The organism is Xenorhabdus sp. Sc-CR9 (assembly GCF_963897815.1).
Classification (GTDB): Bacteria; Pseudomonadota; Gammaproteobacteria; order Enterobacterales; family Enterobacteriaceae; genus Xenorhabdus.
In genome coordinates this window covers 67,633-82,585 of sequence record NZ_CAWQTY010000044.1, presented here as the reverse complement: position 1 = coordinate 82,585, position 14,953 = coordinate 67,633, and the positions used below count along the sequence as shown (strand labels likewise).

General features: G+C 41.1%; 16 protein-coding genes and 2 pseudogenes. 10 read left to right on the top strand and 8 right to left on the bottom strand.

Annotation, left to right across the window (positions count from 1 at the left end):
- Together AACQ81_RS02655 and AACQ81_RS02650 are read left to right on the top strand one after the other, a co-directional pair.
- Window positions 1-97 (top strand): annotated as a pseudogene (locus AACQ81_RS02655) (IS5/IS1182 family transposase); the annotation flags it as partial.
- A 43-nt stretch (window positions 98-140) separates the two neighbouring features.
- Window positions 141-821, top strand: coding sequence for an epoxyqueuosine reductase QueH (locus AACQ81_RS02650; RefSeq protein ID WP_237386207.1), 681 nt, complete (start codon window positions 141-143; stop codon window positions 819-821).
- Between the two features lie 220 nt (window positions 822-1,041).
- On the opposite strand, the gene AACQ81_RS02645 is transcribed toward AACQ81_RS02650, so the two are convergent.
- Window positions 1,042-1,857 (bottom strand): helix-turn-helix transcriptional regulator, encoded by an 816-nt coding sequence (locus tag AACQ81_RS02645; RefSeq protein WP_237386206.1) that lies wholly within the window; start codon window positions 1,855-1,857, stop codon window positions 1,042-1,044.
- A 1,402-nt stretch (window positions 1,858-3,259) separates the two neighbouring features.
- On the opposite strand from AACQ81_RS02645, the gene AACQ81_RS02640 reads away from it, so the two are divergent.
- Together AACQ81_RS02640 and AACQ81_RS02635 are read left to right on the top strand one after the other, a co-directional pair.
- Entirely contained in the window at window positions 3,260-3,925 is a 666-nt protein-coding gene (locus tag AACQ81_RS02640; RefSeq protein ID WP_237386205.1) for a bactofilin family protein, read from the top strand.
- 112 nt (window positions 3,926-4,037) lie between these two features.
- Window positions 4,038-4,580, top strand: coding sequence for a GNAT family N-acetyltransferase (locus AACQ81_RS02635; RefSeq protein ID WP_237386204.1), 543 nt, complete (start codon window positions 4,038-4,040; stop codon window positions 4,578-4,580).
- A gap of 134 nt (window positions 4,581-4,714) precedes the next feature.
- On the opposite strand, the gene AACQ81_RS02630 is transcribed toward AACQ81_RS02635, so the two are convergent.
- Window positions 4,715-5,305 (bottom strand): phage repressor protein CI, encoded by a 591-nt coding sequence (locus AACQ81_RS02630; RefSeq protein WP_237386203.1) that lies wholly within the window; start codon window positions 5,303-5,305, stop codon window positions 4,715-4,717.
- A gap of 627 nt (window positions 5,306-5,932) precedes the next feature.
- Window positions 5,933-6,106: a hypothetical protein gene (locus AACQ81_RS02625; RefSeq protein ID WP_237386202.1), complete on the bottom strand. Its 174-nt coding sequence runs from the start codon at window positions 6,104-6,106 to the stop codon at window positions 5,933-5,935.
- Window positions 6,107-6,155: 49 nt separating this feature from the next.
- Between AACQ81_RS02625 and AACQ81_RS02620 the strand changes: the two genes are divergently transcribed.
- The 4 genes and pseudogenes from AACQ81_RS02620 (at window position 6,156) to AACQ81_RS02605 (ending at window position 8,569) form a co-directional block, all read left to right on the top strand.
- On the top strand, window positions 6,156-6,473 hold the full coding sequence (locus AACQ81_RS02620; RefSeq protein WP_237386201.1) for an IS630 transposase-related protein: 318 nt from the start codon (window positions 6,156-6,158) through the stop codon (window positions 6,471-6,473).
- A gap of 198 nt (window positions 6,474-6,671) precedes the next feature.
- A pseudogene (locus tag AACQ81_RS02615) lies at window positions 6,672-6,788 on the top strand (IS110 family transposase); the annotation flags it as partial.
- Window positions 6,789-7,260: 472 nt separating this feature from the next.
- Entirely contained in the window at window positions 7,261-7,749 is a 489-nt protein-coding gene (locus AACQ81_RS02610; protein WP_237386200.1) for a YbhB/YbcL family Raf kinase inhibitor-like protein, read from the top strand.
- Window positions 7,750-7,789: 40 nt separating this feature from the next.
- On the top strand, window positions 7,790-8,569 hold the full coding sequence (locus AACQ81_RS02605; protein WP_237386199.1) for an L-threonylcarbamoyladenylate synthase: 780 nt from the start codon (window positions 7,790-7,792) through the stop codon (window positions 8,567-8,569).
- A gap of 79 nt (window positions 8,570-8,648) precedes the next feature.
- Here AACQ81_RS02605 and AACQ81_RS02600 read toward each other — a convergent pair whose 3' ends face one another.
- Entirely contained in the window at window positions 8,649-9,566 is a 918-nt protein-coding gene (locus tag AACQ81_RS02600; RefSeq protein ID WP_237386198.1) for a LysR family transcriptional regulator, read from the bottom strand.
- Between the two features lie 253 nt (window positions 9,567-9,819).
- On the opposite strand from AACQ81_RS02600, the gene AACQ81_RS02595 reads away from it, so the two are divergent.
- A complete protein-coding gene (locus AACQ81_RS02595) occupies window positions 9,820-11,118 on the top strand; it encodes a 3-isopropylmalate dehydratase large subunit (RefSeq protein WP_237386197.1) in 1,299 nt (432 codons plus the stop codon).
- Complete coding sequence (locus tag AACQ81_RS02590) at window positions 11,115-11,666, top strand: LeuD/DmdB family oxidoreductase small subunit (RefSeq protein WP_237386196.1); 552 nt, start codon at window positions 11,115-11,117, stop codon at window positions 11,664-11,666. The genes AACQ81_RS02595 and AACQ81_RS02590 overlap by 4 nt, the downstream gene beginning before the upstream one ends.
- A gap of 72 nt (window positions 11,667-11,738) precedes the next feature.
- Here AACQ81_RS02590 and hemW read toward each other — a convergent pair whose 3' ends face one another.
- From hemW to proC, 4 genes are read right to left on the bottom strand one after another with little or no spacing between them, the layout of a single operon-like run.
- Window positions 11,739-12,869 (bottom strand): radical SAM family heme chaperone HemW, encoded by a 1,131-nt coding sequence (gene hemW, locus AACQ81_RS02585; RefSeq protein ID WP_237386195.1) that lies wholly within the window; start codon window positions 12,867-12,869, stop codon window positions 11,739-11,741.
- On the bottom strand, window positions 12,862-13,455 hold the full coding sequence (locus AACQ81_RS02580; protein ID WP_237386211.1) for an XTP/dITP diphosphatase: 594 nt from the start codon (window positions 13,453-13,455) through the stop codon (window positions 12,862-12,864). Before AACQ81_RS02580 ends, hemW begins: the two co-directional genes overlap by 8 nt.
- 44 nt (window positions 13,456-13,499) lie before the next feature.
- On the bottom strand, window positions 13,500-14,063 hold the full coding sequence (locus AACQ81_RS02575) for a YggT family protein (RefSeq protein WP_237386194.1): 564 nt from the start codon (window positions 14,061-14,063) through the stop codon (window positions 13,500-13,502).
- A 27-nt stretch (window positions 14,064-14,090) separates the two neighbouring features.
- The gene (gene proC / locus AACQ81_RS02570) at window positions 14,091-14,912 is read right to left on the bottom strand and encodes a pyrroline-5-carboxylate reductase (protein ID WP_237386193.1); all 822 of its coding nucleotides are present in this window, start codon (window positions 14,910-14,912) and stop codon (window positions 14,091-14,093) included.
- Window positions 14,913-14,953 lie beyond the last annotated feature (41 nt).

The following is a 14,953-nucleotide window of genomic DNA, read 5'->3' as shown; positions in this document are numbered from 1 at the left end:
AGCAGTAGCTACTCGGTATGACAAATTAGCAAGAAATTATGAAAGTCTCGTTGCTTTGGCATTTTCAATCATGTGGCTCCCTATGTGGGTCGATTGAAACATGTACAACAAAGGTCAACACGCTCTAGGTAAAGGATATTATGTCACTGAACTATGAACGTAATTCGCTTCCACTGCCAAACGGACACAATAAGGTTTTGTTGCACTCATGTTGTGCGCCATGTTCTGGGGAAGTGATGGAAGCTATGTTGGCTTCAGGAATAGATTTCACTATATTTTTCTATAATCCGAATATTCATCCCCTAAAAGAATATGAACTGCGCAAAGATGAAAATATTCGTTTTGCCCAGCAGATGGGCATCCCTTTTATTGATGCTGATTATGACCGTGATAATTGGTTTGAACGCGCTAAAGGAATGGAAAACGAGCCTGAACGCGGTATTCGTTGCACAATGTGTTTTGATATGCGTTTTGAAAGAACAGCGCTTTATGCCCATGAACATGGTTTTCCTGTAATTACTAGTTCGCTCGGTATTTCCCGTTGGAAAAATATGCAGCAGATTAATGAATGCGGTGTTCGGGCTGCATCTCATTATCCTGATTTAACGTATTGGGAATATAACTGGCGCAAAGGTGGTGGTTCCTCCCGCATGATAGAAATCAGCAAACGTGAAGAGTTCTATCAGCAGGAATATTGCGGCTGTATTTATTCCCTTCGGGATACCAATCGGCATCGCCTGTCTACTGGTCGTGAAAGAATCAAATTGGGTACGATATTCTACAATGCAGATAGCGAGAAAAAAGATCGCGAATCACATTGAATTGGTTTACCTTCCATTTTAAATGTCGTGCCTGCCAGCGATTTTAATATGGCTTGCAGGCAGCAATTGTCTGATTATTGACCCTAAATAATAATGCTATTTCAGCCTGTTTAGATACTTAAAACTCATTCCAATACACAATTAACATAAATAGCTACATAAAACTGAATGGCATTGATTCATCAGAGTTCATATTAAAATCCATCAGTAATATGAATCACTAATCTTTGCCATATCTGGCACGATTCGGTGTACAACCAAAACGTCGGCGATAGTTCTGAGTAAAGTAGGACTGACTGGAAAAACCTGATTCCATTGAAATATCGGCAATAGTCATGTCGCTATTTAATAATAATTGATGAGCATACAAAATGCGCTGTTCGCTGATCCACGCTTTAGGCGAGATGCCATAAACACTGTTAAACAATTCTTTAAAAGAAGTTAGCCCCATGCCAAACTCCCGTGCAAAGTCATTCAGCTTCCACTCCTTGAGATAATGAGTCTCCATAAATGTTTGCAGGCGTTCTACTTGACGATTGCTTAGTTTCCTGAGGATAAACATTAATAATGTTCCCTGTTTACTTAAGGAAAGCAACAGCAATAATTCTTCAACTCTTAATTGAATTAACGATGGTGGAAAATCATGAGCCAGTAGGTTGGCAAGTCCACGAATGCTTTCCGTCAGTAGGGGAGACTGATTAAAAGGGATCAACCTATAAGCAGGAAAATCCTGCCGCTCTATTTTACTCAGTAATGACCCAAAACGTTTTAAGAAACTACGCAGAAATTCCATATGCAATGGTATCCACAATGCCTGACAGCTTGCCGTATTAGTTTTGGCCGCATAGTTTCCCGGATGGGTAAAAAGAATCTGATTCGATGTGACATGATATGTATTGATGCAATCTTTCCACTCCATTTCACCATCAAGTAAAATATACAGCCCTCTTTGTTTATGTTCCAGAATATTGAAATCTGGTATGGTTAATTGGAGAGTACAAATACTCTTTTGATTTGATCCTGTCGTCCTTTTCATTTTATACTCCTAATGTTCCGTATCATGAGTAATCATTTTTTTTGATGAGTGCATGGTATATTTATTTTATTAGTTAATGGATATTGAAAAAAACTTCTCTAAGCCTTCAGTTTATGTTGATAAAATCGAACGCTGATTTAAACATTATTGAAAAATATTGAAAGTTAATGCATAACATCAATTAAATCACTTTGGGTATTATATATCTAAATAAATATTTGTGTTAGGTTTAAGTGCAAAAATTTTTGATATAAATTTACCCTCCATATCTTTATGTGATTGAAAAAAACTTGTTTGCGGTTTGTTTGTTTTTTGTCTTTTCTTGTTTAATCTTTATGTAATTATTTTTAATGGTTTATGGTAATTATTACCATTTAGGAATATTTATGTTTTTTAGTCTGTTGAGTTACTTAATTTACTCATTTTCAGACAGATTAATATCGCTTATAGCTCTTTGTTTTTTGTCTTATTTAGATTTTTTAATGTTTTTATGGCAGGTTTTTTCAATTGATTCTCATTGGGATACTAATAAATATTGGTAACGTATGATGAATAGGTAATGTTAAGTCCTAATCTAATTCATTGTTACTAAATTAATATTGGTATTGTGTGGGAAGTTAACAAAAAGGTGTCTTTGAGACTGTAATATTTAAGGATTTTTAGCTGTTTTTTATCTTTAATTACTTAAGAAAGTTAACATTAAGACTCTGTTGAGATATTTTAAAAGTCAGTAATACCTTTCAAAGACAAAATGGTATCTATGTTTAGTTACCATTTCTTTTTCTTCTTTATACCAAAAGGTCTCTATACCAAAAGTGTAATTCTGATAGTTTATCTACTTTTTTTAATTCTGATTTACACAAAGTTAAAGTTAGGCTTGCTAATTTAATAGGGTCTTGTCAGAAAAAATTTAATAGGGTCTTGTCAGAAAAAGAGTAAAACTATTTTACGGTTTTTACGGTTCATTTAACGTTGGCATGATACCATCACGATGATTTTATAATCTGTCATCAAATTTGTCTTTCTTATTAGCTACTCCCTGTCATTTCTGCCACGTAGTTATATATGATACTGGTTTGTTAATGATGTGTTGCATTTACTGTTAACTCATCAGATTATTTAGTTTCATCAGTACAAATAGAAAAATAAATTTATCATGCTAGATTTTCTTATTTTGGAAGTGTGAGATAATCTCATGATAATTCAGAGTGTTAAACTAAAATAACAGCGTTATCCGTGTAATAACGCTATAAATACCTCTGTTATAGATTAGTAGTTTGTTTTTTATACTAGTAAAGTAGTAGGATGTGTTTTCACTGGCTTTTTTCCATGATTCGCTGAGGAAAACTCAGAGATATATTTTTAATGAAATACAAGAAAAAACCCAAAAAACGAGAAAGATATGAAAGAGTATCGTTTTTCAGATAACACTATTTTATGTAGTGTATGGCTTCTTTGGAGTGTTGCTTTAGGATTATACCTTTATGATCATCATCTTAGTTGTGCCATAACAGCAATTCTATCTTTTTTAGCTTTAGTGTTTTACTTCACAAAAATGAAATTGAGAATAAAAGCTATGTTTGGAAAAAAAACTGAGGCACCTGTTGCCAGCGCTACTACACTAATCACGCCAATACAGACAGAAGAGAAAAAAGCACCTATTGCAGATGCTCGCCCCAATACCATTATCGCTAAAAACTCTGTATTTAAGGGGGATATTGATATGGAAGGGGATATTCAGGTCTGGGGTAAAGTCATCGGCAATATCCGAGTGAAGGGGGGAGCCATTCGTATTATGCATGCCGGTAAAATTGAAGGTGAACTTAACGCACCTGAGATCTTTATTGATGGCCATGTCGAAGGGACATGTTGTGCGGAAACTTTGGATATTCTTGAACATGGGGAATTACGGGGAATCAGCCGCAGTGGAAGCATGTCAATTCGGCGTGGTGGACTATTTGTTGGACAGTCTGAGCAAGTTGAGAATAAGAAAAAGCCTGAGATAGAGCGGGTTGTTTCGATCAAGGATAATCAAGGAGATAAATCAAAAGCTAAAAACAGCGCTTGATCACTATTCGTAAAATCAAATTCCATGTTTTACTGCCGGAAAATGGGTATGATTTTCCGGCAGTTTTTATTGTTATTGCCGATTAATTTTCCCTGAATTTCAAGGAGGCATTGTGATTGTTGAATTGGAAACAGAAAGATTGTTTCTTCGTGCTTGGAAGGAAGAAGACAGAGAACCTTTCTTTCGCTTAAATAGCAATCCTGAAGTAATGGAGTTTTTCCCCGATACATTGACTAAAGAACAAAGTAACGTATTCGTTGATAACATTATCCGGAAGTTTGAAACACAGGATGGTTGGGGATTATGGGCGATCGAATTAAAACAGGGCGGTGAATTTATTGGTTTTGTAGGTTTGAATATTCCCAATATTGAATTTCCATTTTCCCCCTTTGTTGAAATAGGCTGGCGGCTGGATAAACCATTTTGGGGTAAGGGCTACGCTTGTGAAGCAGCCCGCAGAATTTTAGATTTTGCTTTTACGGAAACCGAACTGGAAGAAATTGTCGCTTTTACTACTGTCTCTAATTACCGTTCAGAAATTATCATGAAAAAACTGGGTATGGTAAGGGACGAAAAAACATTTATGCATCCGGGGTTGGCAGAAGGCCATCCATTGAGAGAACATGTTTTGTATCGGCTTCGACGCTCAGAGTAAAGCTGTATGCCATCAAGGTCATTCCGATAGAAAGAGATAACCTTGATGGAAACCGTTTTATATCCGTAGTCTTTCAAACTATTGCTTTGTTGGTCGAATCCCAATTTGAAAGTTATCGGGAATATGTCAGATCGTTACTGTTTGGAAATAACCAGAGCAACGCGGCCGATGAATTGAATATCGCTGATTGCACAATCAAAAGTAACATCATTATCACTGACCCGAATCTTACTGATCGGAATTTTGGCAATCTTTTTGATGCTGTGCATGCCCTCAATATCCACCAGCCATAAACCGTCCTGAATACTATCTTCCTGAGTATCCAGCAAATACCATGCAGTACCATCATCAACAACCAGTGGATTTCCAAGTTCCTTGGAAATTAATTCGTTATCCAGAATAACGGGAGTAGCCTCATTCAATTTACCTCCCGATAGCTTTACACGAGAAATCGACGGAGCAATTATATCTTCCAGCCGTTCTGTTTTGCCATTTTCTCCATCTGGAAACATTTCTCCCTGACCTGTGCTCAACCACAGCAGTGAAGCACCAGTTTCGAGATTACACTGGATGATCCAATCCGCAGGAAAACTATCACGCAGATAGCGGTTTGCCATCGTACTTTTGGAAACGCCTAAATGGTCACTCAGGGCCTGACGTGATTTAAATCCATACGCGCGGACAAGACGTTCGATAGCGGGTCTTCCCCCACTATCGGCCCCCATTTTGATCTCAACATTGTTATTTTTCATTGATAGTACAGATAGTAGGTGTTAGTATCCCGTTTTTATCTCATATTGAGATCTTTAGTGGGCCCAGACTGGTTACGCCGATAACCATTGAGAGATATTGCATCATGAACGTCCAGATTTCAATCTTTAAACATACCTTGTATCGAAGTGATTCAAGAATGGTATTAAGGATAGTTGAGAATAGACGGAAATAGGTTGAAAAAAAACATTGAGTGAAAATATGGTGAATACTGAGAAAGAAAAATTTGCACAGATTAACCTCGGCCAACAGCTGGAATGATTGAATCATTTGTCGAAGATAAGGGCAATATATTGGGGAGATGACGAAAAATAGTTAAAACGAATATGCGTGACAAAAAGGACTGTCATTACGAAGAAAATAAGCGGGCATTATCTGTATTAGTGTGATTACCGAGGGAGACTGACAGACTAATTACTGAGGGACTTTGTCGTTCCAGCATACCCGTCTCCGCATAGAACGCTCAACTAATCATCATCGCTAAGCAGCCGCTAGCGATGATTTTGCTCTCTCTACTCGCAGGGCGACAGTGTTGAGCTTATGTCTCAGCCAGATACACCGAACCGTGGACTGGCTTATCTCTATCCCGTACTTTTCCTGAGTTGGGCTGCGATTTGAACTTGGCCCAGATGGGGGTTTTCCAACGAGAAAGCAGTCACCGTTTCCTCCCGTTCTTTTGGGGATGACCGCTGGATTGCCGCTGCTTTACCAGCCCCAGCCGGAAACCGCGCACGGAACAGATATAGCAAAATCATAATACTATGTCATAATGCCTGTGACTTCCAATAACAAGGCAGAATTGAGATGGGTTACAGTCTGGATTTCCGAAAAAACGTACTGGCATACAAAGACAAGCATTCGTTGACATTCGAGCAAACAAGCGATCACTTTGAGGTTTCTATCCGTACCCTGTTTCGGTGGAGTCACAAAATAGAACCCTGTATGACGCGCGATAAACCGCCCACGAAAATTAGTGATGAGAGACTCATTGCCGATGTCCGGGATTATCCCGATGACTATCAATGGGAAAGAGCCAAACGACTGGGCGTCTCACAATCCGCAATTCATTATGCCTTGAAACGGCTGAAGCTCACTTTTAAAAAAAACGCTAAAACACCCTGACGCTAACGAACAAGCTCGTCAGGTATTTGGCGAGCGTATCCGCCATCATGAGCAGGCGGGCAAACCGATTGTTTATCTGGATGAAAGCGGTTTTGAGCAGTCGATGCCCCGCACGCACGGTTATTCAGCAAAAGGGCGGCGGTGACGCAGTAATTCCGGGTGTGGGGCCAATTACGGCCAGCTTACTCTCATCTCAAGTGGGTTCAGGCACAACTGAGCAAGAAACATTCGAATGTGGTGGCCTGTGCGCTGGCTAACAAGCTGGCACGAATAGCCTGGGCAATCACCACTCGGCAAAATGAGTATCAGGCCTAATAGATACTGACTGACTCAATAGATTGATGATTAAACAGTGAAATACACGTTACCCATCGGGTTTTGCGAAGACTGATTATTGTATAGCAACTGACCGCCTTTCTTAGAAATTGCACTTATGATGCGAATCCAAGAATAAATATAATTTTTCAGAAAGATCTTAGATCTCAGATTTTCAGTTTAAAGAATCTTTTTTTTATTGCATTTTGTTGAACAATAATTAAAGCAAAGTAGCAACAATAAGTCGGGAATGGAAGAAGAATCAAAGGAATTTGCCCTAAACAGGCTTATATTCATATGTCCAATTATCGTTCTTCCGCGAAGAAAGCTTAGAAAATCACGCCATACAAACATATCCAGTAATTCACTTATTGTTCCCAAATTGAAACAATCAAGCAAAACGATAACCTGATCTTGCAGCATAGAAAAACTGCGTTAGGATATTTCAAAAGGCACTTGATGGGGGAACATAATGATGATTATCAGTTCAACTGAATTTAAGAATAATGACTTCTTGCTGAAAGAGCATGAATTTAATGAATTTGGTGGCAATGGTGATAATCGTTCACCTGAACTGGTCTGGACAGATGCGCCAGCCGGAACAAAAAGTTTTGCGATTACTGTCTATGATCCTGATGCACCAACAGGCAGCGGTTTCTGGCACTGGGTTGCTTTTGATATTCCCGTTGACACTCAGCTCTTGCAAGCAAATGCAGGGCAAAGCGATAGCAGCAAATTGCCAACCGGTACGATTCAAAGCAGAAATGATTATGGCCTGTTTGGTTTCGGCGGCCCTTGTCCACCCTTAGGTGATAAAGCGCATCGCTATATTTTCACTGTACATGCCTTATCGGTGGAAAAACTGGGAGTTGATGCTGAAACGACAAACGCCGTTGCGCGTTTTATGATTCAGGCCAATACCTTGGCAACAGCTGTCATCACCAGTTACTACCAGCGTTAACTGATTAATAATTCTTCCGTTTCCAGTAAAGGGTATCAATATGAGCAACAAAAAAATTCAATGGAACTATGGGGTACAGCAGGAAGCGGTAGAGATCCTCGCTAGTGACGGTGGAATGATCGTTTGCCCGACCAAAGTGGGCTATATCATTATGACATCAGATGCAAAAGGCTTAGAACGTAAATTTGAAGCGAAACAGCGTAATCGCAATAAACCCGGCGTTGTTTTATGTGGATCGCTGGAACAGCTGAAAGAGTTGGCTCAACTTAACTCGGAAATTGAAGAGCTTTATCAAAAACATTGGGATGAAGATATATTGCTGGGCTGCATCCTGCCTTGGAAAGAAGAAGCGTTAGCCCGTATTCCAGATGATGGTTCTAAAGAGTTGATGATGGATCAACGTGGCACAAGTTGCTTCGTAATTAAATTTGGTAAACCCGGCGAAATTCTGGCAAAAGAGCTTTGGGAAAATCACGGCAAGTTTTCTTTTGCCAGCTCGGCTAATCCATCAGGTAAAGGTAACCGTGGATTGGTTGAATGTATCGGTGAGCGGATTGAAAGTCAGGCTGATCTGATTATTGATGCCAATGACTATGTTAAATCTATCCAGCCAAATGAAACTGAGCAGACTCGTTATGAACAGGGTGTTATGATTTCAATGGTGGATGAAAACGGTAAATTAGTGCCGCTGCAAAATAACCAGCGTGATATTACACCGTGTCCAATATTGATCCGTAAGGGATTGGATGTGCATAAAATCATGGCGATAATGTCTAATATCTTTACGACTTGGGATTACCGCCACGGTAACTATTATTAAGTACGGCTATTAACAAGCAATGATGCTTGATAGGCAATAATATTGATAGCGCTTGCGGGTACTGTTGTACCCGCATTAATTATGTCTTTTTTCCGTTCTCTAAATTTTGTTTCAGTTTATTTTGCAAAGTACTTGCAAAGTGTTGCACGCGTGAAGAGAGTGTACTTTCTGATTTAAATAGCATCCAGGCTTGATAGATATCCATTTTCCATTCAGGGAGAAGTCTTACCAATTTTCCTTCCGCAACGGCTTCATGAGTTACATAATCTGGCAGGTAAGCAATGCCAGCGCCAGCTAATGCAGAATTCATTAATGCGACGCTGTTATTGATGCGAAACCGGCTGCGAACTTCAATATCCAGCTTATGCCTCTCTTTACGAAACGGCAGTGAGATAGTATGGGCAGGGCCTCGAAATAGTAGGTAATCATAACGGGGAAGATCTTCTGGTTTATCTATTTTTGAAAACTGACGCAGATAATCAGGTGTGGCGTAAAGTCCCCAAGTAATATCAATCAGAGGCATAACAAGCGGATGATGTGGAGCTTCACGCCCTATAATAATTGCAATATCGCATTGATCTTCATTCATATTAATCGTTCTGTCTGTCAGTTCCAGATCAACGCTGATATGAATATTTCCGGCAATAAAGTTATTCAGGGCGGGGACAATACATTGACTGCCAAAGGATACTGGCGCAATCAGGCGTAAACTTCCCATCGGTTCTTCATGAAAATTACGTATAAAATGCTCAGCATTTTGAGCTTCAGTAAGAATTCGGTGACAGTATTGGTAATAACTCATCCCAACCTCAGTCACTTGGATTTTACGTGTAGTACGGTTAAGTAACTGGGTTCCCAATCTGATTTCCAACTGCGCAATTTCGCGACTGACCGAAGACTTCGACAGCCTTAACGATTTTGCGGCTTCGGTAAAACTCAGTGTTTCTACTACGCGGGCAAAGACCACCATAGAGGTGAGATTATCAATATTATTCATGAATTAACCTGATGATTTACTTGGAAGAACCGCGGTATAACATACCACATATCCTGTAGAGAGAGGCCAATATTCCTTGTTTGTACGGTGAGATAGGTATCAGGTTCAAAGATCGGGAGTTTTCCATTTTACGAACGACTGTCCCATAATAGAAACAGTGAACTAATCATCGTATTTCCCTACGTTAAAGAGCCGTAATCTTGCTAGGATAACAATCTAACTGGTCTGTTTTAATCTTCAGGGGTAATGTGAGATGAGCCAAACTATTACACAAAAAATTCTTGCAAGAGCAAGTGGGCGTAAACACGTCACTCCGGGTGAAGTGGTTTGGGCGAAAGTAGATATTCTAATGTCTCACGATCCCTGCACTCCGGGTGTAGCCAGCGTATTTAAAAAAGAGTTCGGGCAAGATGCAAAAATATGGGATCCCGAACGCTTTATCCTGATCCCTGACCATTTTGTCTATTCGGCAGATCCGCAAGCTAATCAAAATATTCGGGTAATGCGTGAATTTGCTGCTGAACAGAATATAAAATACTTTTACGATGTCGGAACCCCAAACTATAAAGGTGTTTGCCATATAGGGCTTGCAGAAGGTGGACATACCCGTCCTGGCGAAGTTCTGTTGGGGACGGATTCTCACACAGTAACTGCTGGTGCTTTCGGCGCTTTCGCTATTGGGTTAGGTATTACCGATGCAGCTTATGCTTTAGGTACGGGTGAAATTCCCCTCAAAGTACCAACGACAATTCGGGTTAACTTTACCGGAACCAAACCCGCTTATGTTTTAGCGAAGGACATGATTTTGTCTGTATTGGCAGAATTAACTGTCGATGGTGCAACATATCAAGCCATCGAGTTTGGCGGTAATGTCATTGACGAGTTATCGGTAGAAGAGCGCATGACGATTTGTAATATGGTCGTTGAATGCGGTGCAAAAAATGGCGTTATGGTTCCCAATCAGGCTACTTTGGATTATTTGGCAGAACGAAATAATCTCCCTTTTGACATTGTTTATCCTGATGAAGATGCGCAGTACAGCCGTGTATTGAATATAGACGTTACTGATATGCAGCCGAAGATTGCTAAACCACATTCTCCGGATAATGTGGTTTCTATCGAACAAGTGGCTAGTGTTGCTATTTCTCAGGCATATATTGGCTCTTGTACTGGTGGAAAGTTGGAGGATTTTGTCGCGGCTGCCCGTGTTATAAAAGGACATAAAGTTAAAATTCCGACTTACGCAGTGCCGGCAACAAAAGAGGTTTTCCATAAAACCATAACAACCCAGATTGAAGGTGTTTCTGTCTATCAGATTCTGAGTGATGCTGGAGTGAAACTTTCCTCTGAATCAGGGTGTGCCGCCTGCTGTGGTGGGCCGCCTGATACGTTCGGACGAGTCAACGATCCAATCTCCGTTATATCGACAACAAATCGTAATTTCGTCGGCAGAATGGGACATAAACGCGCCAATATTTACCTGGCTTCCCCTTATTCTGTTGCTGCAGCTGCGATTACTGGCCAGATTACCAATCCTGAGGAGTTTTTATGAGTGAGTTAAAGGAAAATATCATTCGGGGTGAGGTCTATGTATTGACCGATAATATTGATACTGACCAGATTCTCTCAGCCGAATACCTCAAGGTAAACCCTTCAACGCCTGAAGGATATGCACAACTGGCTTCACTGGCGATGTGTGGATTACCGGAAGGATCACTGCCTTTCATTGATGAAAGCAAGGGAAAAGCGAAATATCCGATTATTGTGGCAGGGCAGAATTTTGGTTGCGGCTCTTCGCGTGAACATGCTGTCGCTGCCTTAGGTGCTTCAGGGGTGAAAGTAGTTCTTGCTCAATCTTATGCCCGTATATTTTTCCGCAATTGTGTATCGACTGGCGAATTATTGCCGATTGCCGCACAGGAGCGTTTATGTGACAAATTAGTCACTGGTGATAACATTGAAATTGATGTTGAAAACCAAACCGTAATTTTACTGGAGAATGGCGAAAAATATCAAACTGATCCTATTGGCGAACTTGCCAATATTGTTTCTGCTGGTGGCTTATTTTCTTACGCACGGGAAACGGGAAGAATTAAATAATTCTTTAACGCTATTGGTTATAAATGTTGGTTATAAACTGCACCTGTGAATTTCCGGGTGCAGTTTTTGTTTTTAGAGAAACAGTTCCAATAACGAGTTCAGGAAGAGTTTTCCGTGTTTGGTAATTTGCCAGTGTATATCGCTTTCAGTGATATAACCTTTAGCCAGTGCTTCATCAAGTTGTAGACGAATGGCACTTTCTGGCAACCCGGTAAAATCACTGAAATCCTGACGAGGCATGGATTCCAGTAGCCGAAAGCGGTTCATGAAAAATTCAAATGGCCGATCTTCATGATCAACCTGATTTTTTTGATCCAAATAGCGTCCCTGCATATAACCGCGTGGGTGCTTGGTTTTCACAGTACGGAAAATACAGCCATCTTCAAATGAAATTTTCCCATGTGCCCCGCAGCCAATGCCTAAGTAATCGCCAAAACGCCAGTAATTGAGATTATGCTGACACTGAAAACCCGGTTTAGCATATGCAGAAGTTTCATACTGCTGGTAACCCGCTTCTGTCAGTAATTGATGACCCCGGGAAAAAATATCCCATAGCGCGTCATCATCCGGTAAAACGGGTGGACGGGAGCCAAAGCTCGTATTGGGTTCAATAGTCAGTTGATACCAAGACAAGTGTGGCGGAGACAGCTCAATCGCCTGACGTAAATCATTCAACGCTTCGTTAAGTGTTTGGTTAGGCAACCCATGCATCAAATCCAGATTGAAACTGCGTAAACCAAGCCCGTCCGCCAATTTTGCCGCGCGTTTGGCTTCTTCCGGGCCGTGGATGCGCCCTAAACGGATCAATTTATCTGAGCCGAAACTTTGGACTCCGATGGAAATGCGATTAATACCGGCTTGCTGATAGGCACTGAAACGATCAGCTTCAACTGTTCCGGGATTGGCTTCCATTGTAATCTCTGCCTGTGGAGAAAGCCGGAGTGAAGATCTCACTCCGTCAAGCAATCGCTGCATTCCTTCAGCACTCAACAAGCTTGGAGTTCCTCCTCCGATAAAAATCGTTGATACCTCGCGATCACCAATCATCGGCAAGTCAGCACGAAGATCTGTCAGTAGATGATCAACATATTCCTGATATGGTACATCTCCCTTTAGGGCATGTGAATTGAAATCACAGTAAGGGCACTTTTGTACACACCAAGGAATATGAATATAAAGACTCAGAGGTGGCAACTTAAGCATTGCGCATGGCTTCCAACAACATTTCTAATGCCTTTCCGCGGTGAGATACCGCATTTTTTTGTTCGCGGCTCAGTTGTGCTGCTGTACAGTCAAATTCCGGAGCATAAAAAATTGGGTCATAACCAAAACCGCCTTCTCCGGCGGGTTCACGTGTGATCATTCCTGACCAACGGCCATGAAATACCAAAGGAGTCGGATCTTCGGCATGGCGTAAAAAGACCAGAACGCAGTTGAACTGCGCCTGGCGTTGTTCGTCAGGGATATCACGCATGTCTTCCAGTAGTTTTTCCAGATTTTCCTGATCGGAAGCATTACTGCCTGCATAGCGGGCAGAGTAAATGCCCGGAGCACCGCCCAGCGCATCAACAGATAACCCTGAATCATCTGCAATAGCAGGCAATCCGGTGATTGCTGCGGCATGGCGGGCTTTGATGATTGCATTTTCAATGAAAGTGAGGCCGATTTCGTCGGCTGAATCAACACCTAACTCGGTTTGAGCTATTATATCCAAGTCAAAATCAGCCAATAAATCAGCCAATTCACGTACTTTGCCAGCATTTCCTGTGGCGAGAACAACTTTTTGCATTGCCATTTATCTAATTAACCTATGTATTCAACTAATTATGTAGCTCATGAACCGAACATTGAAACTAACCATCCCATCACGTCATAACGCAGGGCATTCAGTGCATAGAGAATTAGCATCACAATCATGGCAGAGAAATCAAGGCCACCCATAGTAGGGATAATACGGCGGATAGGTGCCATTAATGGCTCGGTCAATTGGATCAGAACATAATCAACAGGATTTTTTCCCTGACTTATCCAACTGAGTAGCGCGCGGGCAATCACCAGCCAAAATACCAGTTTCCCTACAGCGGTCAGTAATTCAATTATCCCAATCAAGAATATGATGGCAGAGGGCATTATAAATTGCCCTGTTGTTAGCCATACAGGCAGCATTATCTTGATAAGAACGAGTGGATATACAAGAACAACGGACGCTGTATCAATGGGACCAACAGCAGGTATAAACCTGCGCAACGGCCGCACTACAGGTTGAGTGATCTTAACAATAAATTGCGCAAATGGATTATAGAAATCACAACGAACCCACTGCATCCAGACACGCAGTAGTAAGATGGCAATATATAAATCCAAAGCTGTAAGAAGGACGAAATTTAAGAATTGCATGTAGCAGCCCTGATTGAATTAACTCAATTAAAATAATTTTTCCATTTCCTGCGCTCGGAGGATTACTCCTTGCATGGCACGGGACACGACTTCAGGAAGGTTACCTTCATAAAAAATGCGCAGTGCTTCAGCCGTTGTACCGCCTTTAGATGTTACCTGCTCACGCAAGATAGCAAAAGGAAGATCTTTTTGCGTTTCAGCAAGTTTAGCTGAACCTATCGCGGCTTGCAGGACAAGCTCTCTGGCAGTTTCACTGTCAAATCCCAGACGTTCAGCTTCTTGTTGCATAGACTCCATGAACAGGAAAAAGTAGGCCGGAGCGCTGCCTGCGACAGCGGTAATAGCATTGATGCCGTTTTCATCATCTACCCAGCAGACTTTACCGACACTGCTCATCAATGATGCTGCAAATTTGCGATCAAGCTGAGAAACGTGCTCAGGCGCAAACAGTCCGCTGATCCCTTGTCCGACAAGTGAAGGTGTATTTGGCATGATGCGAATGATATTGATATCAGCCTGTAAAAGTGCGTAAAAACGGCTGACTGGAACACCAGCAGCAATAGAAAGAACCAGTTTTTGGCTGAAATCGACCTGTGAATGCAGAGAATCACAAACTTCTGTCATCATTTGTGGTTTAACTGCCAGCACAATGACATCGGCTTCCTGTGCGTAGCGAATATTATCGCTTTGGCTGTTAATGCCATACTCTTTTGCCAATACATCACGGCGAGTTGTGTTTGGGGAACAGACCGTGATGAGTCCAGCTGGGTAACCTTTTCTGACTAATCCCGCGATAATGGCATGAGCCATGTTTCCTGCGCCAATAAAGGTAATTTTACGATTTTCCATTAAACAATCCCGCATATTAATCAGTTAATTTTGAATATCGA